At 37.4% G+C, this 18,789-nt stretch carries 17 protein-coding genes and 1 other RNA gene; 12 read left to right on the top strand and 6 right to left on the bottom strand.

Annotated elements, in window-relative coordinates; genetic code table 11:
• Positions 1–111 precede the first annotated feature (111 nt).
• Positions 112–732: a DUF3862 domain-containing protein gene (locus DYD17_RS06260; protein WP_003051030.1), complete on the bottom strand. Its 621-nt coding sequence runs from the start codon at positions 730–732 to the stop codon at positions 112–114.
• Between the two features lie 301 nt (positions 733–1,033).
• Positions 1,034–1,381: a transfer-messenger RNA gene (ssrA, locus tag DYD17_RS06255) on the bottom strand.
• 91 nt (positions 1,382–1,472) lie between these two features.
• Here ssrA and DYD17_RS06250 point away from each other — a divergent pair.
• Positions 1,473–2,087, top strand: coding sequence for a TVP38/TMEM64 family protein (locus DYD17_RS06250; protein ID WP_115252913.1), 615 nt, complete (start codon positions 1,473–1,475; stop codon positions 2,085–2,087).
• Positions 2,088–2,222: 135 nt separating this feature from the next.
• Here DYD17_RS06250 and DYD17_RS06245 read toward each other — a convergent pair whose 3' ends face one another.
• Genes DYD17_RS06245 through DYD17_RS06235 form a run of 3 tightly spaced genes read right to left on the bottom strand, consistent with a single transcriptional unit; the run spans position 2,223 to position 4,090 of the window.
• Entirely contained in the window at positions 2,223–3,011 is a 789-nt protein-coding gene (locus tag DYD17_RS06245; RefSeq protein WP_115252912.1) for an ABC transporter permease, read from the bottom strand.
• 9 nt (positions 3,012–3,020) lie between these two features.
• On the bottom strand, positions 3,021–3,719 hold the full coding sequence (locus tag DYD17_RS06240) for an ABC transporter ATP-binding protein (protein ID WP_012767007.1): 699 nt from the start codon (positions 3,717–3,719) through the stop codon (positions 3,021–3,023).
• Positions 3,719–4,090 carry a GntR family transcriptional regulator gene (locus DYD17_RS06235; protein WP_003051027.1) on the bottom strand — a complete coding sequence of 124 codons (372 nt, stop codon included), beginning with the start codon at positions 4,088–4,090 and terminating at the stop codon, positions 3,719–3,721. Before DYD17_RS06235 ends, DYD17_RS06240 begins: the two co-directional genes overlap by 1 nt.
• Positions 4,091–4,276: 186 nt before the next feature.
• On the opposite strand from DYD17_RS06235, the gene DYD17_RS06230 reads away from it, so the two are divergent.
• The 11 genes from DYD17_RS06230 (at position 4,277) to DYD17_RS06185 (ending at position 17,410) form a co-directional block, all read left to right on the top strand.
• Positions 4,277–7,387 (top strand): DNA polymerase III subunit alpha, encoded by a 3,111-nt coding sequence (locus DYD17_RS06230; RefSeq protein WP_115252911.1) that lies wholly within the window; start codon positions 4,277–4,279, stop codon positions 7,385–7,387.
• Positions 7,388–7,466: 79 nt separating this feature from the next.
• Complete coding sequence (pfkA, locus tag DYD17_RS06225) at positions 7,467–8,480, top strand: 6-phosphofructokinase (RefSeq protein ID WP_003051023.1); 1,014 nt, start codon at positions 7,467–7,469, stop codon at positions 8,478–8,480.
• 61 nt (positions 8,481–8,541) lie between these two features.
• Positions 8,542–10,044 (top strand): pyruvate kinase, encoded by a 1,503-nt coding sequence (pyk, locus tag DYD17_RS06220; RefSeq protein ID WP_003051021.1) that lies wholly within the window; start codon positions 8,542–8,544, stop codon positions 10,042–10,044.
• A gap of 165 nt (positions 10,045–10,209) precedes the next feature.
• On the top strand, positions 10,210–10,767 hold the full coding sequence (gene lepB, locus DYD17_RS06215) for a signal peptidase I (RefSeq protein WP_003051015.1): 558 nt from the start codon (positions 10,210–10,212) through the stop codon (positions 10,765–10,767).
• Between the two features lie 182 nt (positions 10,768–10,949).
• Positions 10,950–12,764: a glutamine--fructose-6-phosphate transaminase (isomerizing) gene (glmS, locus tag DYD17_RS06210; protein WP_115252910.1), complete on the top strand. Its 1,815-nt coding sequence runs from the start codon at positions 10,950–10,952 to the stop codon at positions 12,762–12,764.
• Positions 12,765–12,963: 199 nt separating this feature from the next.
• Positions 12,964–13,299: a zinc ribbon domain-containing protein YjdM gene (locus tag DYD17_RS06205; RefSeq protein ID WP_003051011.1), complete on the top strand. Its 336-nt coding sequence runs from the start codon at positions 12,964–12,966 to the stop codon at positions 13,297–13,299.
• A 105-nt stretch (positions 13,300–13,404) separates the two neighbouring features.
• A complete protein-coding gene (locus DYD17_RS06200; protein WP_115252909.1) occupies positions 13,405–14,046 on the top strand; it encodes an amino acid ABC transporter permease in 642 nt (213 codons plus the stop codon).
• 9 nt (positions 14,047–14,055) lie between these two features.
• Positions 14,056–14,685: an amino acid ABC transporter ATP-binding protein gene (locus DYD17_RS06195; RefSeq protein ID WP_115252908.1), complete on the top strand. Its 630-nt coding sequence runs from the start codon at positions 14,056–14,058 to the stop codon at positions 14,683–14,685.
• Positions 14,686–14,697: 12 nt separating this feature from the next.
• The gene (locus tag DYD17_RS06190) at positions 14,698–15,540 is read left to right on the top strand and encodes an amino acid ABC transporter substrate-binding protein (protein ID WP_115252907.1); all 843 of its coding nucleotides are present in this window, start codon (positions 14,698–14,700) and stop codon (positions 15,538–15,540) included.
• A gap of 224 nt (positions 15,541–15,764) precedes the next feature.
• Positions 15,765–15,893: a hypothetical protein gene (locus DYD17_RS11390; RefSeq protein ID WP_003051000.1), complete on the top strand. Its 129-nt coding sequence runs from the start codon at positions 15,765–15,767 to the stop codon at positions 15,891–15,893.
• A gap of 366 nt (positions 15,894–16,259) precedes the next feature.
• A protein-coding gene (locus tag DYD17_RS06185) for an IS3 family transposase (protein WP_115252906.1) occupies positions 16,260–17,410 on the top strand; the annotation gives its coding sequence in 2 pieces (ribosomal slippage) (positions 16,260–16,512 and positions 16,512–17,410; 1,152 coding nt in all).
• Positions 17,411–17,514: 104 nt separating this feature from the next.
• Here DYD17_RS06185 and DYD17_RS06180 read toward each other — a convergent pair.
• Entirely contained in the window at positions 17,515–18,750 is a 1,236-nt protein-coding gene (locus DYD17_RS06180) for a cation diffusion facilitator family transporter (protein ID WP_003050997.1), read from the bottom strand.
• Between the last annotated feature and the right edge of the window lie 39 nt (positions 18,751–18,789).

Raw genomic sequence — 18,789 nt, 5'->3', positions numbered from 1 at the left:
AAAGCCTATTACAATAGGCTTTTTTATTAGATGTCCAAAATGATTGAGAAGAGTTGACGAACTTTTTCAGAATTTTTTTTCTCTGACTTTGGTAAAGTCGAGTCTGTTTGTTTAAGGTTCGAGACCTGTCTGAGACATTTCTGTCAGTTGGTTGTTTTCAAAGACAAGAGAAATATTGGCACCATTTGTTTCGGTTTTTAAGCCGCTAATCCAAATGGCCTGTAAACTTTGATTGTCACTCGAAGAAGCTTGGCTGTAATTATCTGGTTCAGTCAGGATTTGTTTGACTGCTTCGTAGGACATACCTTTTTTTAATTTTTGATAATCTTTTTGTGAAAGGTTTAAGTCCCTCACAAAAGCAAAGTTTGATATCGTTTTAACAATGCTACTATTATCATAGAGATTAACATTCAGCGTCACTTGGTCAAATTTCCAAGTATAGGAATCAAGTGTCACACTTCCTGCGGGTCGTTTTTCATGTTGAGTAGGTTGTCCAAAAAGTGCTATGAGCTCTTCAAGACTGGTACCACCCTTAAATTCAGCGGCAGCAGTAGCTAGTTTTATTTTTTCAACATTAGCGCGAACATCTTGATGATCTGCTTTTTGGACCTCTGCTGTAGTGGTTGTTAGACTGCTTGGAGAGGTGGTTTTGTCTTTACTGGTGGAACAAGCTGATAAAGATGCCACAAATAAAGGAAGCATCAAGAAACTAAGCACGGTGTGTTTTTTCATAATTATTTCCTAACTCTTTTCTTTTAACCCATTATAACATATTTTTAACCGAAAAAGAGGAGTTTAGGGAGAAATGGAAACCTCTTTCAAAAAGACTTTGCTTAAAGTATAACCTGATAGGAGGTCTCGAAAATGATCTCTCAGTTAGATGATAACAGTAACAAAAAGTCTTTAAAGGATGTCGGGTATTCCTTTTTGTTCTCCTTTTTATAGAAAGTTACGGTAACTTATGAACAAGATAAAAAGAAAAAACCTTGATATAACAAGGTTTTAATAAGTTATGGTTACTTACGGTAAGTATTGATGGAGCTGGTGGGAGTCGAACCCACGTCCAAACACCTGCCAACATATTTGTCTACGTCCATAGGTTATGTTTTAATTTAACAAACTAAAGACACATAACTCAAGCCATTAGTTTGCGAGTCTATCAATCTTTTGTCACGAAAATAGACAATTTCGTAACCGTAGCTTGCTATTTTGAGACTTCTAACAGGACGCAAGCAATCTTGTAGAAGTCACGCTAGCTGGTTTTTAGGCAGCTAAAGCGTAAGAGTTTGTATTTTTTGCAGTTATATTTAACTGGCAATTTACATCTGCCGATGGGACGCAAAACATGCCTCATAATGCCTGTCGAATCCGTAACAACCCCTAATATAAGGTTTATTAATAACTTACTTTATTTATTATATCAAAACTCTTTAGAAATAGCAAAAAATCATAGCTTATGGTATGATTAAGCTATGAAGAATCGACAAAGAAAAGTCTATGAGACTTGGCAAAAAATTATTAAACTTTTAGGAATCCTCGCTTTAATTGGATCCTTTATCCTTGCCTTTTGGCTTTACAGATTAGGTATTTTAAATGATAGCAATGCACTAAAAGATTTAGTCCAACGGTATAAGGTATGGGGACCACTTATTTTTATTGTGGTTCAGATTATTCAAATCGTTTTTCCTATCATCCCTGGAGGACTTACAACTGTAGCAGGCTTTTTGATTTTTGGCCCAATAGCAGGTTTTATTTACAATTATGTTGGCATTATAATTGGCAGTGTGATTCTCTTTTTGTTAGTAAAAACGTACGGCCGCAAGTTTATTTTGCTTTTTATGGATGAAAAGACCTTTTATAAGTATGAGCGTCGTTTAGAAACGCCTGGCTATGGAAAGTTATTTATTGCTTGTATGGCTTCACCAATTTCTCCGGCGGATATCATGGTGATGATTACAGGGCTAACAGCTATGTCTTTAAAGCGGTTCACAACCATTATCTTAGTCACTAAACCTATTTCCATTATTGGTTATAGCTATCTCTTTATCTTTGGTAAAGATTTAGTGTCATGGCTACTACATCGTTAATAAATATTGTCTCAGTGCTAAACTACCTCTTTTCATGATGGGGTGGTTTTTTAATAGCTTCGACTGAAGTTAGGCATTAATAGGAAATACAAAACCTTCCCTTTAAGTAGCTATCTAAAGGGAAGGTTTGAGTGATTATTGAATATTGAGTTTGTTCTTAATAATAAAATGAGTGCCTAGATAGCAAAACAACATCTCAAAAAATTCTTCTACAATGAGAACATAAAGGTACACCTGTTCTTTGTATGGGAGGACTTCTGAAGTTGATTCAAAGCCAAAAACTTTTAAGTTGAGATAAGTGGTTGCTACGCTAAAGAGAATCATCAAGGCAAAGTAAGCGATAAAAGCCATTAATCCACGACGATTAGAGAAAAGTTGTCCAATTGAAATAGCGAAGTAAAGAAGTAGAATACTTGCTAGGGATGATACAAGTAGATAACTTAAAATGAAAGCATTATCGAGAATATATTCGGCCTTGATAACTTTTGATAGAGTTTCCCCAACATCCTTAAAATCAACCATTGGCACGATCAAGATGGCAATTCCAAAAATCAAAATGATCAGATTAAAAAGGCTACAGATGAAAGAAGCCACCAATTTTGAAAGAATAATCTGGTGAGAAGTCACAGGTAGTGTTAAGGTTAAATACCCTTCACGACCAAAAATATTTTTACTAAAGCGATTAATGATAATCAGTAAGGTCGACAAGAGGGAACCTGCAATTAAAGCACCAAAAGTTAATGATAAGGTCAATGGGAGCATTTTATCAATGACTGTTCCAAATGAACCAGCATTATCAGCCTGTTGTGTAAACTGTTTAATGGTAAATGATAAAATGGCAGCAATAGCAATAACAGCTGCGTTGAGAGCAAAGTACCATTTACCGATAGATTTGAATTCGTATTTTAATAATTTTCCAAACATGCTAACCTCCTAGACCTTGTAAGTTTCCCTAAAGAGAGAGTCAATAGACTGCTGATGTTCTTGTCTTAAATCATCAGCGTTTCCACATAGGCAAAGTTTTCCTTTTTTCAAGAAAATCACTTCGTCAAGGATAGGTTCAATGTCTGAAATCAAATGGGTTGAAATAATAACCGATGCGTCTTCAGAGTAGTTATTAATAATGGTTTTAAGAATATAATCTCTAGCAGCAGGATCAACACCACCGATAGGCTCATCTAGAATATAAAGTTTTGCTTTACGGCTCATGACAAGAATCAATTGAGCTTTTTCTTTATTTCCTTTTGAAAGATTTTTAAATCGGTCTTCAGGGTCCAATTCCAGATCCCTTAAAAGGCTAGTGGCTTTGGCTTTATCAAAATCCTTGTAAAAATCACTAAAGAAATCTAACATGTCCTTGATTTTCATGTTTTCATTCAGGTAAGTGGTATCAGGTAAGTAAGAGATAATTTCTTTGGTATTGACAGATGGGCGATAACCATCAATGACGATATCACCTTTGTTTGGTTGTAAAAGACCATTTATTAGTTTGATAAGGGTTGTTTTGCCGCTTCCATTTGGTCCCAATAAGCCAATGATTTTACCGCTTGGAATCGTAACAGTCAAATCGTCAATCGCTTTTTTTCCTCGGTAAGATTTTGAGACATGGTGCAGTTGCAATAGTTGTGCCATTATTCTGAAGCCTCCTCTAAAAAGGTTGTTAAAACTGGAATAATTTCGGTGCGATCAAATCCCATTTTAGTCATGTTATTGACAAATGATTCTAACTCACTAATTGCTAATTCGCGTCTTTTATGGGCAATTAGCTTTTGGTCGTCAGTTACAAAACGGCCAGCAGTACGTTGCGAATAAACCATTCCTTCACGTTCAAGCTCAGTAAATGCCCTTTGCATGGTATTAGGATTGACACCAGCAATTTCAGCATATTCACGAACAGTTGGGAGTTGGTCTCCACTCTTGATTTCTTGGCTGATAATTTGCATCATCACGTGCTGAGCTATCTGCGCATAAATAGGAGATTTTTCATCAAATTTCCAAGACATGTGGTTTCCTCTCTAAATATTATAGATAATTGTACTAAATAAATGGTACAGGAAAAACGCTAAAATGTCAAATTTTATGCTATTTTCTTCATATATAATAGTAAGTTAATAGACATAAAGGAAAATAAAAGCAGTAAAAGCTTTTTCATAGTATAATAGGTAATATGACAAGTAAAGGAGAAGTTCATGTTTGCTCAATTAGATACCAAAACCGTTTATTCATTTATGGATAGTTTGATTGATTTAAGTCACTACTTTGAACAAGCAAAACAACTTGGCTACCAAACTATAGGAATTATGGATAGGGATAATCTTTACGGAGCTTATCATTTTATTAGAGGCTGCCAAAAACATGGACTTCGACCTGTTTTAGGTTTGGAAGTAGAGGTTGTCTATCAAGAGCAGCAGGTGCTCCTTAACTTAATCGCCAAGAATACACAAGGCTATCATCAGCTTTTGAAAATTTCCACGGCAAAAATGTCGGGCAAGCTTCATATGGACTACCTCTGTCAACATTTGGAAGGGTTAGCGGTTATTATTCCTAATAGGGTCTGGACCGATACATTATCGTTTCCCTTTGACTATTATATCAGTGTTGATCAGTATACTGATTTTTCTAGTATGGACTCTAAGAGGCAGTTTATTCCCCTAAGGACAGCTCGTTATTTTGCACAAGATGATATGGAAACCCTACACATGCTGCATGCCATTCGAGATAACCTGAGTCTGGTGGAGACCCCTGTAGTAGAAAGTGATCAAGAGTTAGGAGATTGTCAACAATTAACTGCCTTCTATCAAGCACACTGCCCCCAAGCTTTACAGAATTTAGAAGACTTAGTGTCAGGAATCCACTATGACTTTGATACAGACTTAAAATTGCCTCGTTTTAATCGTGATAAGTCCGCTAAACAAGAACTGCAAGAACTGACTCAAGCAGGTTTAGTGGCTAAAGGCTTATGGCACGAGCCTTATCAGACACGGTTAGCTCATGAATTAACTGTTATTTCTGACATGGGCTTTGATGATTATTTCCTTATTGTGTGGGATTTACTTCGTTTTGGACGCAGTAAGGGCTATTATATGGGAATGGGGCGTGGCTCAGCCGCAGGAAGTTTAGTTGCCTATGCTCTGAACATTACAGGGATTGATCCGGTGCGACATGATTTGCTTTTTGAACGCTTTTTAAATAAAGAACGTTATAGCATGCCTGATATTGATATTGATCTCCCTGATATCTACCGTTCAGAATTTCTTCGCTATGTGCGTAATCGGTATGGCAGTGATCATTCTGCCCAGATTGTCACCTTTTCGACCTTCGGTCCCAAACAAGCGATTCGTGATGTTTTTAAGCGGTTTGGCGTTCCAGAATATGAATTAACTAATCTCACTAAAAAGATTGGTTTTAAAGATAGTCTAGCCACAGTGTATGAAAAGAATATTTCCTTTAGACAAACTATTAATAGTCGAGTTGAATTTCAGAAGGCGTTTGCTATAGCTCAACGGATTGAGGGGAATCCAAGACAGACCTCTATTCATGCGGCTGGTATTGTGATGAGCGATGATAACCTAACAAATCATATCCCGTTAAAAGCAGGTGATGAGATGATGGTCACCCAGTATGATGCTAATGCTGTTGAAGCAAATGGTCTTTTAAAAATGGATTTCTTGGGGCTTAGAAATTTAACGTTTGTTCAAAAAATGCAAGAGAAGGTTGCTAAAGAGTATGGTCAACAAATTGACATTGCAGCAATTGACTTAGAAGATTCCCAAACATTAGCCCTGTTTGCTAAAGGAGATACCAGAGGTATTTTCCAATTCGAACAAAATGGGGCTATCAATCTTTTAAAACGCATTAAACCTCAACGTTTTGAAGAAATTGTGGCGACAACCAGTTTAAATAGACCGGGTGCCAGTGATTACACTGTGAATTTTATTAAGCGACGCCAGGGACAAGAAAAGATAGATTTAATTGATCCTGTTATTGCGCCTATTTTAGAGTCTACTTATGGGATTATGCTCTATCAAGAACAGGTCATGCAGATTGCTCAGACCTATGCAGGTTTTACGCTTGGAAAAGCCGACTTGTTACGCCGTGCTATGTCTAAGAAAAATCTCCTTGAAATGCAGAAAATGGAAGAGGCTTTTGTTGCAGGTGCTAAGCAATTAGGAAGATCCGAAGAAACAGCTAAGTTACTTTTTAAGCGGATGGAAAAATTTGCGGGTTATGGCTTTAACCGTAGTCATGCCTTTGCTTACTCAGCCTTAGCTTTTCAATTAGCATATTTCAAGGCTCACTACCCTGCGGTTTTTTACGATATCATGATGAATTACTCTAGCAGCGATTACATTACAGACGCTCTAGAATCGAACTTTCAAGTGGCACAAGTTACTATTAATAGTATCCCTTACACTGATAAAATTGAGGCTAATAGTATCTACATGGGCCTAAAAAACATCAAGGGATTACCAAGAGATTTTGCTTATTGGATTATTGAACAGAGATCCTTTAGCAGTGTAGAAGATTTCTTGACCCGAGTACCTGAAAAGTACCAAAAGATAGCCTTTTTGGAACCCTTAATTAAAATAGGATTATTTGACTGCTTTGACCCTAATCGAAAAAAGATTTTAGAAAATTTAGAGGGGTTAATAGTGTTTGTCAATGAACTGGGGTCTTTATTTGCGGACTCTTCCTTTAACTGGGTTGACACAGAAGATTACTCAACAACTGAAAAATATTCTTTTGAACAGGAACTCATTGGGGTTGGTATGAGTAAGCATCCCTTAATTGACATTGCGGAGAAAAGTACTCAAGCTTTTACTCCCATTTCACAGTTAGTCAAGGATAAGGAAGCAACCATACTGGTTCAAGTAGATAGCATCAGAACGATTAGGACAAAAATAAGCGGGCAGCAAATGGCGTTCCTATCAGTTAATGACACTAAGAAAAAGCTTGATGTCACCCTTTTTCCAGAAGAATATGCCATTTATAAAGACCAACTGAAAGAAGGTGAACTCTATTACCTAAAAGGTAGAATTAAAGAAAGAGATCACCGGCTGCAGATGGTGTGTCAGCAAGTGCAAATGGCTATTAGCCAAAAATATTGGTTATTAGTTGAAAACCATCAGTTTGATTCACAGATTTCACAAGTTTTGGCAGCTTTCCCCGGAAAAACTCCGGTTGTCATTCACTATCAAGAAAATAAGGAAACAATTGAATTAACTAATCTCCAAGTTCAACTGAACCCTACCTTGGAAGAAAAGCTTCATAGCTACGTTTTGAAAACGGTTTTTCGATAAAAATAGTCGAATAGTGAAGTAATTTGCAAACGAATGTGCTATAATAAAAACGTTAAATTAATTAAAGGAGTACCAAAAAATGAAACGTATTGCTGTTTTAACCAGTGGCGGTGACGCTCCTGGTATGAATGCTGCTATTCGTGCAGTCGTTCGTAAAGCAATCTCAGAAGGAATGGAAGTTTATGGTATTAACCGTGGCTACGCAGGCATGGTTGACGGTGATATTTTCCCATTAGGTTCAAAAGAAGTGGGAGATAAAATTTCACGTGGTGGGACTTTCTTATACTCAGCTCGTTATCCAGAGTTTGCTCAACTTGAAGGTCAATTGGCTGGTATTGAGCAACTTAAAAAACATGGTATTGAAGGTGTTGTTGTTATCGGTGGAGATGGTTCTTACCATGGTGCTATGCGATTGACAGAGCACGGCTTTCCAGCGGTAGGTATCCCAGGAACAATCGATAACGATATTGCGGGAACTGACTACACTATCGGATTTGATACAGCAGTTAACACAGCAGTTGAAGCTATTGATAAACTTCGTGACACCTCATCAAGTCACGGACGTACCTTTGTTGTTGAAGTAATGGGTCGCAATGCGGGTGATATTGCTCTTTGGGCGGGTATTGCTAGTGGTGCTGATCAAATCATTGTTCCAGAAGAAGAATTTGATATTGAAAAAGTGGTATCAACAATCCAATATGATTTTGAACACAAAGGTAAAAATCACCACATCATCGTCTTAGCTGAAGGTGTTATGAGCGGTGAAGCTTTTGCTCGAAAACTTAAAGAAGCTGGTGATAAGAGTGACCTTCGTGTGACAAATCTTGGTCACATTCTTCGTGGAGGTTCACCAACTGCTCGTGACCGTGTCATTGCTTCTTGGATGGGTTCACACGCCGTTGAGCTACTTAAAGAAGGCAAAGGTGGTTTGGCTGTTGGTATTCACAATGAAGAACTTGTTGAAAGCCCAATCCTTGGTACTGCAGAAGAAGGTGCTTTGTTCAGCTTGACTGAAGAAGGCAAGATTATTGTTAATAATCCACACAAAGCTCGTTTAGACTTTGCAGCTTTGAACCGTTCATTGTCACAATAAGTTTAGTTAAAATTGTTAAATCGTCAATTATTGACAAAAAATAAGGGAGTTTCAGAGTAAAATGAATAAACGCGTAAAAATTGTTGCAACACTTGGTCCTGCGGTTGAAATCCGTGGTGGTAAAAAATACGGAGAAGATGGCTACTGGGCTGGTCAACTTGATGTTGAAGAATCAGCAAAAAAAATCGCTGAATTAATTGAAGCTGGTGCGAATGTTTTCCGTTTCAATTTCTCACACGGTGACCACAAAGAACAGGGTGACCGTATGGCAACTGTTCGTCTGGCAGAAGAAATTGCTCGTCAAAAAGTTGGTTTCCTTTTGGATACTAAAGGTCCTGAAATGCGTACTGAATTATTTGCAGACGATGCTAAAGAGTTCAGCTATGTTACTGGAGAAAAAATCCGTGTAGCGACTACACAAGGTATTCAATCAACTCGTGATGTTATTGCTTTGAACGTTGCTGGTAGCCTTGACATCTACGATGAAGTAGAAGTAGGTCATACTATTCTTATCGATGATGGTAAACTTGGTTTGAAAGTTATCGACAAAGATATCGCAACACGTCAGTTTATCGTTGAAGTAGAAAACGACGGTATTATTGCTAAGCAAAAAGGTGTTAACATTCCTAACACTAAAATTCCTTTCCCAGCGCTTGCGGAACGCGACAATGCTGATATCCGTTTTGGCCTTGAACAAGGACTTAACTTTATTGCAATCTCATTTGTTCGTACAGCCAAAGACGTTGAGGAAGTTCGTCAAATCTGTCGCGAAACTGGTAACGACCATGTTCAATTATTTGCTAAGATTGAAAACCAACAAGGTATCGATAATCTTGATGAAATCATCGAAGCTGCTGATGGTATCATGATTGCACGTGGTGACATGGGTATCGAAGTACCATTTGAAATGGTTCCAGTTTTCCAAAAAATGATTATCACTAAAGTGAATGCAGCTGGTAAAGCAGTTATCACAGCAACAAACATGCTTGAAACAATGACTGAAAAACCACGTGCGACACGTTCTGAAGTATCTGACGTATTCAATGCTGTTATCGATGGTACTGATGCAACAATGCTTTCAGGAGAGTCAGCTAATGGTAAATACCCAGTTGAATCTGTTCGTACAATGGCGACTATTGATCGTAATGCACAAAATCTTCTTAACGAATATGGTCGTTTAGATTCATCTGCATTCCCACGTACAAACAAAACCGATGTGATTGCTTCAGCGGTTAAAGATGCAACTCATTCAATGGACATCAAACTTGTGGTTACAATTACCGAAACTGGTAATACTGCACGTGCGATTTCTAAATTCCGTCCAGATGCGGACATCTTAGCTGTAACATTTGATGAAAAAGTACAACGTGCTTTGATGATTAACTGGGGTGTTATTCCAGTTCTTGCTGAAAAACCTGCATCTACTGATGACATGTTTGAAGTAGCAGAACGTGTGGCTCTTGAAACTGGCTTGGTTCAATCTGGTGATAACATTGTTATCGTTGCAGGTGTTCCAGTTGGTACTGGTGGAACAAACACAATGCGTGTTCGTACTGTAAAATAAGTTTGTCAAAGTAACTGATTGAGGATTAGAAGATTTTTCTTCTAATCTCTTTTTTATTGGAAGAGAAATGTTACCCTAACAATGCATACTCTTTTGTCTTAGAAATTGTTTGCTTTTTTTCTGATCTATAACATGGTATAATAAGAGAATAGACTAGGAGTTAATATGGTAAAGCGAGATTTTATAAGAAATATATTATTGTTATTAATTGTGATTATTGGAGCCATTTTGTTGAGAATTTTTGTTTTCTCAACTTTTAAGGTGACCCCAGAAACGGCTAATGCTTATTTGAAGAATGGTGATTTAATCACCATTAAGAAAAATATTCAACCTAAATACAAAGATTTTGTGGTTTACAGGGTTGATAAAAAGGACTATGTGAGCCGCGTTGTTGCTGTCGAGGGAGATAGTGTCACCTATATGGATGATATTTTTTACCTCAATAATATGGTGGAATCACAAGCCTATCTTGAAAAGATGAAGACACGTTACTTGAATAACGCTCCTCTTGGAACTTTATACACTGAAGATTTTACAATTTCAACTATTACTGGTGACAAGTATCAAAAAGTTCCTAAAGGAAAATACCTTCTTCTAAATGATAACCGGAAAAATACGAATGACAGTCGTCGCTTTGGGTTAATAGATACCTCGCAGATTAAAGGGTTAGTAACTTTTAGAGTTCTGCCTCTCAGCGATTTTGGATTTGTGGAAGTAGAGTAGTTAACTAACTGCTCTCTTTTTTAGTCCATAATCTGTCAATCAGGCTATACCAATTTTGTGTTTGACAAGCATTTGATGATGTTATATACTGTAAACATAATATTTTTGTTGGTGTATAAGGACTATACCAATTAATTAAATTTTGAAAGAAAGTAGTAAGGAAACTTACTAAGGTAACTACAATGTGTGGAATTGTTGGAGTTGTTGGGAACCGTAACGCAACAGATATTTTAATGCAAGGTCTTGAGAAGCTTGAATACCGTGGCTACGATTCAGCAGGTATTTTTGTGGCTAATGACAATCAAACAAACTTGATTAAATCAGTTGGACGCATCGCGGATTTGCGTGCTAAGATTGGCATAGATGTTGCTGGTTCAACAGGGATTGGTCACACACGTTGGGCAACTCACGGTCAATCAACAGAAGATAATGCCCATCCTCACACGTCACAAACAGGACGTTTTGTCCTCGTTCACAATGGTGTGATTGAAAATTATCTCCACATCAAAACAACGTACTTGGCTGGACATGATTTCAAGGGTCAAACAGATACTGAGATTGCGGTACATCTAATCGGAAAGTTTGTAGAAGAAGAGCAATTATCAGTGTTAGAAGCCTTTAAAAAAGCTCTAGGAATTATAGAAGGTTCCTATGCCTTTGCGTTAATGGATAGCCAGAATACAGATACTATCTATGTGGCTAAAAATAAGTCTCCATTGTTGATTGGTCTTGGTGAAGGTTACAATATGGTTTGTTCGGATGCTATGGCCATGATTCGTGAAACCAGTGAATTTATGGAAATTCATGATAAAGAGCTGGTTATTTTAACCAAATATAAGGTAACTGTTACAGACTATGATGGTAACGAGCTAGTACGAGATTCGTACACTGCTGAATTAGACTTATCTGATATTGGTAAAGGGACTTATCCTTTCTATATGTTGAAAGAAATTGATGAGCAGCCAACTGTAATGCGTAAATTAATTTCAACTTATGCAGATGAAATGGGTAACGTGCAAGTTGATCCAGCTATCATTGCCTCTATCCAAGAGGCTGACCGCCTTTATATTTTAGCTGCAGGGACTTCTTACCATGCTGGTTTTGCAACTAAAATGATGCTTGAGCAATTGACAGATACACCAGTTGAGTTAGGAGTGGCTTCTGAATGGGGTTACCACATGCCTCTACTTAGCAAGAAGCCAATGTTTATCCTACTAAGCCAATCAGGAGAAACAGCAGATAGTCGTCAAGTTTTAGTTAAGGCAAATGCTATGGATATTCCGAGTTTGACAGTAACTAACGTTCCAGGATCAACCTTGTCACGTGAATCAACATACACCATGTTGATTCATGCTGGACCTGAAATTGCTGTTGCGTCTACAAAAGCTTACACTGCACAAATTGCTGCTCTTGCCTTTTTAGCTAAAGCGGTTGGTGAGGCAAATGGTAAGTCAGAAGCTCTTGACTTTGATTTGGTTCGTGAGTTGTCATTAGTAGCTCAATCTATCGAAGCGACTTTGACAGAAAAAGACGTTGTGGCAGAAAAAGTAGAAGCTTTGCTAGCTACTACTCGTAATGCTTTTTACATTGGGCGTGGCAATGATTATTACGTTTCAATGGAAGCTGCTTTGAAATTAAAAGAGATTTCTTATATTCAATGTGAAGGCTTTGCGGCTGGTGAATTGAAACATGGCACCATTTCTTTAATTGAAGAGGGAACTCCAGTCATTGGTTTAATTTCATCTAGTGAGTTGGTTGCTTCTCATACACGTGGTAATATTCAAGAAGTTGCTGCTCGTGGGGCTCATGTTTTAACAGTTGTGGAAGAAGGGCTTGACCGTGAGGGAGATGACATTATTGTCAATAAGGTTCATCCTTTCTTGGCGCCAATTGCTATGGTAATTCCAACTCAACTGATTGCTTACTACGCTTCGTTACAACGTGGACTTGATGTTGATAAACCGCGTAATCTAGCTAAGGCTGTTACAGTGGAGTAATGAGGGTTAACCGTAATAAGGTAGTCGCTAGTTAGCGACTGCCTTATTTTTTACCTAATCATCATCATCAAGGCAGTAAAAAAGGGAAATGAAGCCTTATTTGAGGACAGGAAAAGCAAATATGATAACGTATTCATCTTGTCAAAACCTGCATTCTAAAGTAAAATGATACCATTAAGAAATTTTTTAGGAGAGCAAGATGTCATTACCAAATTGTTTGCAATGCCAATCCGAATACGTTTATGAAGATGGCCATTTATTAATCTGCCCTATGTGTGCTTTTGAGTGGACATTAGGTGAGGAAGAGACTAAAGAAGAAGGGCTTGTTGTTTTAGATAGCAATAGTGTTCGATTGTCTGATGGCGATACTATCACTGTTATTAAAGATTTAAAAGTTAAAGGTGCTCCAAAAGATCTGAAACAAGGGACTCGCGTTAAAAATATTCGCCTGGTGGAAGGTGATCATAATATTGATTGTAAGATTGATGGGTTTGGTGCGATGAAATTGAAATCAGAATTTGTCAAGAAAATCTAATAATAATACGCAATCAGCTGATCTGGTTGTATTTTTATAAAAAATCTCTCCCCAAATACGTTCAAATTTGGTATAATAGTAAAATATTCAGTTTTAGGAGGCAACATGACCTATATTCAGCAAGTCTTACCCAGCTTATTAGATGGTGCCTTGGTGACCTTACAAGTATTCTTTATTGTTATCATTCTTTCTATCCCCTTGGGGGCTATTTTAGCTTTCTTGATGAAGATTCCCTTTAAACCGCTCCAGTGGTTTTTGATCTTATACGTGTGGATGATGCGAGGGACACCTTTACTACTTCAATTGATTTTTTTCTATTATGTTTTGCCAAGTGTTGGGATTAGTTTTGATCGAATGCCAGCTGCTATTTTGGCGTTTACTTTGAATTATGCTGCCTACTTTGCTGAAATTTTTAGAGGTGGGATTGAGGCTATTCCAAAAGGTCAATATGAAGCAGCTAAAGTATTAAAGTTAAAACCTCTTCAAACCATTCGTTATATTATTTTGCCTCAAGTGTTTAAAATTGTGTTACCAAGTGTTTTCAATGAAGTCATTAATTTGGTCAAAGATTCTTCCCTTGTCTATGTACTAGGTGTAGGAGATCTTTTATTAGCAAGTAAGACGGCAGCCAATAGGGATGCAACCTTAGCCCCTATGTTTATTGCTGGCCTTATCTATTTGCTTTTAATTGGACTGGTCACTATTATTTCAAAACAAGTTGAAAAACGGTTTAATTATTATCAGTAAGGAGGCTTCATGTTAGAACTCAAAAATATTTCCAAAAAGTTTGGTCAAAAAACCATCTTTGATGGCTTTAATCTAACTGTCAAAGACGGAGAAGTGCTCTCTTTGGTAGGCCCGTCAGGTGGCGGTAAGACAACACTCTTACGGATGTTGGCCGGTCTTGAATCTATTGATTCAGGTCAAGTCTTTTACAATGGAGAAGATGTTGGTATTGATCATTTAGAAAATCGTAACTTGTTTGGATTTGTTTTCCAAGATTTTCAATTGTTTCCTCATCTTACCGTTTTAGACAATCTAACGCTGTCTCCAACAATTACAATGGGCAAGCAAAAGGCTGATGCTAAAGAAAAGGCTTTGGATATACTGGCACATTTAGGATTAAAAGAACATGCCAAGGTTTATCCCTACTCTTTATCTGGAGGTCAAAAACAACGGGTTGCTTTGGCAAGAGCCATGATGATTGATCCTCAAATTATTGGTTATGATGAACCGACCAGTGCTCTAGATCCAGAATTACGTCAGACGGTAGAAGCCTTGATTGTTCAAAACCGTGAAATGGGAATAACTCAAATTGTAGTCACTCACGATCTTGTTTTTGCCGAAGCCATCTCAGATCGTATTATTAGGGTTAATCCTAAATAGAAGAGGAGCGATATGATAACCATGAGAAGAAGTATAAGAATCGTTTTCTTAGCAGCTATTAGTTTACTGTTAGTAGCTTGTGGAACAGCTAATAAAACCGCAAAATCAGGAGATGCTTGGAAAACATACCAAAAAGAAAAAAACATTACTTTAGGTTTCGACAATACCTTTGTTCCGATGGGGTATAAAGATGAGAGTGGAGACAATAAGGGGTTTGATATCGATTTAGCTAAGGCAGTCTTTAAGCAATATGGCATTACCGTTAATTTTCAAGCTATTAACTGGGATTTGAAAGAAGCCGAGTTAAAAAATAGTAAAATCGATATGATTTGGAATGGCTATTCTATGACGCAGGAACGTCAGGCTAAAGTAGCGTTTACCGTTCCTTACATGAAAAATGAGCAAGTGATTGTGGTTAAAAAATCATCTGGAATTACTGACACCTCTGACATGAAAAATAAGATCCTAGGAGCTCAATCCGGATCGTCTGGTTATGATGCCTTGACAAGACATCATAAAGTCTTAAAAGATTTGATTAAAGACCAAGATGCAACTCAGTATGAAACGTTTACGCAAGCTTTTATTGATCTAAAAACGAATCGTATTGATGGTTTACTCATTGATAAAGTTTACGCTAACTACTACCTAAAGCAAGAAAATCAGTTAGATGATTACCAGCTGGTCTCGACCGGATTTGACAATGAACAGTTTGCTGTAGGGCTTAGAAAAGAAGACAAGACCTTGCAGAAGAAAATTAATGAAGCCTTGAAAAAAATGTATCAAGATGGTGAGTTCCAAGCCATTTCTCAAAAATGGTTTGGAGAAGATGTTGCTACAACTCAAATCAAAAACTAAAAGAGACTATTGTCTCTTTTTTGTGTTCCTACAAATGGTCGATTAGAAGTTATATGATCGCTTAGGAATGATGATTCCTTCCTTTGTCAGTCGTATTATTAGCAAGAAGCCATATATGGTAACTGACAAAAACCACTGATCTGGTGGCACTGCATCCATAAAATGAGACACAAGAAAAACACTCCTGTTGAAATCGAGTAAACTAGAGACAGAAGTGTTTTATTATGGTCGAAAAAGCATCTTCGGTAGAAACTAAGTTAGCTTGCATTGAGATGAAAAAAGCAGGTAAATCCAATAAAGTCATTATGGAAACCTTAGGGATTAAGCATATTAGTCAAGTCAAAATCTGGTAGAAATGGTATCAGAATGATGAGCTATACCGTTTCTACCAATCTGTAGGTAAACAATATACCTATGGTAAAGGTACGGATCAACTGTCTGAATCTGAATTCGAGCAGTTATGTTTGCAGGTTAATCTTCTAAAAAAGTATCGGAGCTTGATGAGAAAATCGACAAAATGACTCTTATCAAGCTAGTGGAAGAGTATAAGGAAACTTATCCTGTAGCTCTCATCTTGGACTATTTCGGTGTCAAATGCTCCGCTTTCTATCTCCATAACTGAAGAAACTTAACTAAAGATAGTGTAACAGATATTGTCAAAAATGGGCTTGGTATAATAAAGTAGACACAAAATTAAGTGGAAACGAGGAAAAGTCATTATGCCAAGAAAAACCTTTGATAAAGCCTTCAAACTCTCTGCTGTCAAACTCATCCTTGAGGAAGAGCAGTCTGTAAAAATGATTAGTTCAACTTTAGAAATTCATCCCAATAGTCTTTATCGATGGGTTCAAGGATATGAAAAATATGGAGAAAGTGCGTTCCCAGGACACGGGAGCGCACTTCGTCATGCTCAATTTGAGATAAAAAAACTTGAAAAAGAGAACAAACTGCTGCAGGAGGAATTAGCTCTTCTAAAAAAGTTCCAGGTCTTCTTGAAGCCAAACCGGAAATAAAATTTCGGTTTCTGAAGGAAAATAGTGTTAGCTTGAATAGTCATCACGCCTGTCAAACTCTTCAAGTTTCCCGTTCAGGTTTCTATGCTTATTTAAAACGTCGTCCATCTTCAAGGCATGTTGAGAATGAAGCTTTGAAGGAAATGATTAAAGCCATTTTCTATGAACATAAAGAGCGTTACGGAAGTGTACGAATTACCCAAGAACTTTGTAGACGTGGCATGCATGTCAATCATAAACGTGTTGGTAGACTCCTTCATCAGTTAGGTCTCTATGCTAAAGGAAGTCGATATAACTATAAATACTATAACCGTCGACGTTCTTCATTAACTCGTCCCAATCTTGTTAATCAATGTTTCCAAGCAACTGGTAAGAATAAATTATGGCTAGGAGACTTAACCTATATCCCTATACAAGAAGGAATACTTTATTTATCTGTCTTTATAGACATTTATAGTAGAAAGATTGTTGGTTGGGCAATGGGCCGACGTAAGCAAGACAAGTTGGTAACAGAGGCTTTCAATCAAGCTTATGATAGAGAAAAGCCTAAAGAAGGGGTAATCGTCCATACAGATCAGGGGTCTCAATATACCGGGGCACGATTTCAGGTCCTACTTAGATGGAAAAAATGTAAGTCCAGTATGAGTCGAAAAGGTAATCCATACGATAATGCACTCATGGAAGCCTTTTATAAAACATTAAAAAGAGAGCTTGTCAATGATGCTCATTTCGCAACTATTGAGCAAGCTCAGCTTGAGATTTTTAAATATATTGAGACTTACTATAACCCTAAACGTCTGCATTCAGCTTTAGGGTATCTCTCACCTGTAGAATTTGAAAAAATAGTTACTAATTAGCTTAACTTTATGTCTATTTTTTCTTGACAAGTCCACCTAAAAGTGTTTTTCTTCTGTCCCATTAATGGGGTGCAGTGCCTGGTGATTAGTGGTTTTTTATCTGTTTACCCTTTTACAATTCGATAATGGCGTTTTAGGTGATGCTCTTGTTGAATAGGAGTGATTTGATGGAAGAGTAGACACCAAACTTCATGACGTCTCCAGATGCTAGTATGGCAATTCCCATTTAACTGGTAGGTCACTAACATCGTTTTTTGACTAATGGATTCAATTTGAAAATGGTTGAAGTTACTTGGATAATAAATTTCTTGGTTCAAAAATTGTTCATAGTTAGCTGTTTGGCCATTCGCATCAATCAGTTGGAAAGACTTAGCAATGTAGTGGTCATAGTCAGGAACCTTACTCAAAATTAATTTTTCGTAGCGGTAGAGCTTTTTGGCGACATTATCAAAAAGCTCGTCTTCGGGAATCATGGCTGGTTCCACATGGATATCAATATCATAAATAGCGAATTGATCACTGAGTAATTGCTCAACCTGTTCGGTGATAGCATGACTTTCATAAACAGAGAGATCAGGACTCATTTCAAGAACGATGTCAAGGTAAACATTACTCCCATAGGTTCTACCGCGTTGCGATTTAACAGCAACAATTTTAGGAATTTCTAGGATGGCTTGTTCGTATTTCTTTAAATGACGACTGTCAAAACCATCAGATAGGCTAAAAGCACTTTCCATAAAAATATCAAAAGCGGTTTTGAGAATGAAAAAAGTAATAATCAATGCAGCTAGACGATCAATAATGGGAAATTGTAATGAGGCTGCTCCAATAGCAACAGAAGTACCAAGAGAAGTCACTGCATCAGATAGATTATCTTTAGAGGCGGCAACAAGGGCACTTGATTTAACACGCTTGGAGAGTCTTTTATTGAAAGCATATACACCAAACATAATGAGGGCAGAGAGGATACCAACAATAGCACCGATAGGATCAATTGGCGTTTGCTCACCACTAAAAATACTTTGTATGGTTTGGATAAGGACCTGAAAACCAACAATAAACATAATGAAAGAGGTGATAAGGCTTGAGAGGTCCTCAATTTTCCAGTGGCCAAATTTGTGATTGGCATCAGCTGGCTGACTAGCTAAGTGAAGTCCAATAAGGAGAGCTATATTTCCTACAATATCTGATAAATTATTAAAGCCATCAGCAATCAGCGAGCTAGCATTGAGCAGATAGCCAGCTAATAGCTTAGCAATGCTTAGCAACAGATAGGCCATAATGCTGACAATTGGACCTCTTTTGGCCAATTTTAAGTTTTCAATGGGGTCTTGTGTCATGGTTACTCCTTTGATATCAATACCGTATTATACCATAAA

Origin of the sequence: Streptococcus dysgalactiae subsp. dysgalactiae (genome assembly GCF_900459225.1) — a bacterium.
Lineage (GTDB): Bacteria > Bacillota > Bacilli > Lactobacillales > Streptococcaceae > Streptococcus > Streptococcus dysgalactiae.
This window is presented reverse-complemented; position numbering and strand designations above follow the sequence as displayed.

Bases quoted from the DNA above. Each gene is read 5' to 3' on its own strand.
- DYD17_RS06260 (WP_003051030.1), bottom strand. From the start codon at position 732: ATGAAAAAACACACCGTGCTTAGTTTCTTGATGCTTCCTTTATTTGTG.
- DYD17_RS06250 (WP_115252913.1), top strand. From the start codon at position 1,473: ATGAAGAATCGACAAAGAAAAGTCTATGAGACTTGGCAAAAAATTATT.
- DYD17_RS06245 (WP_115252912.1), bottom strand. From the start codon at position 3,011: ATGTTTGGAAAATTATTAAAATACGAATTCAAATCTATCGGTAAATGG.
- DYD17_RS06240 (WP_012767007.1), bottom strand. From the start codon at position 3,719: ATGGCACAACTATTGCAACTGCACCATGTCTCAAAATCTTACCGAGGA.
- DYD17_RS06235 (WP_003051027.1), bottom strand. From the start codon at position 4,090: ATGTCTTGGAAATTTGATGAAAAATCTCCTATTTATGCGCAGATAGCT.
- DYD17_RS06230 (WP_115252911.1), top strand. From the start codon at position 4,277: ATGTTTGCTCAATTAGATACCAAAACCGTTTATTCATTTATGGATAGT.
- pfkA (WP_003051023.1), top strand. From the start codon at position 7,467: ATGAAACGTATTGCTGTTTTAACCAGTGGCGGTGACGCTCCTGGTATG.
- pyk (WP_003051021.1), top strand. From the start codon at position 8,542: ATGAATAAACGCGTAAAAATTGTTGCAACACTTGGTCCTGCGGTTGAA.
- lepB (WP_003051015.1), top strand. From the start codon at position 10,210: ATGGTAAAGCGAGATTTTATAAGAAATATATTATTGTTATTAATTGTG.
- glmS (WP_115252910.1), top strand. From the start codon at position 10,950: ATGTGTGGAATTGTTGGAGTTGTTGGGAACCGTAACGCAACAGATATT.
- DYD17_RS06205 (WP_003051011.1), top strand. From the start codon at position 12,964: ATGTCATTACCAAATTGTTTGCAATGCCAATCCGAATACGTTTATGAA.
- DYD17_RS06200 (WP_115252909.1), top strand. From the start codon at position 13,405: ATGACCTATATTCAGCAAGTCTTACCCAGCTTATTAGATGGTGCCTTG.
- DYD17_RS06195 (WP_115252908.1), top strand. From the start codon at position 14,056: ATGTTAGAACTCAAAAATATTTCCAAAAAGTTTGGTCAAAAAACCATC.
- DYD17_RS06190 (WP_115252907.1), top strand. From the start codon at position 14,698: ATGATAACCATGAGAAGAAGTATAAGAATCGTTTTCTTAGCAGCTATT.
- DYD17_RS11390 (WP_003051000.1), top strand. From the start codon at position 15,765: ATGGTCGAAAAAGCATCTTCGGTAGAAACTAAGTTAGCTTGCATTGAG.
- DYD17_RS06180 (WP_003050997.1), bottom strand. From the start codon at position 18,750: ATGACACAAGACCCCATTGAAAACTTAAAATTGGCCAAAAGAGGTCCA.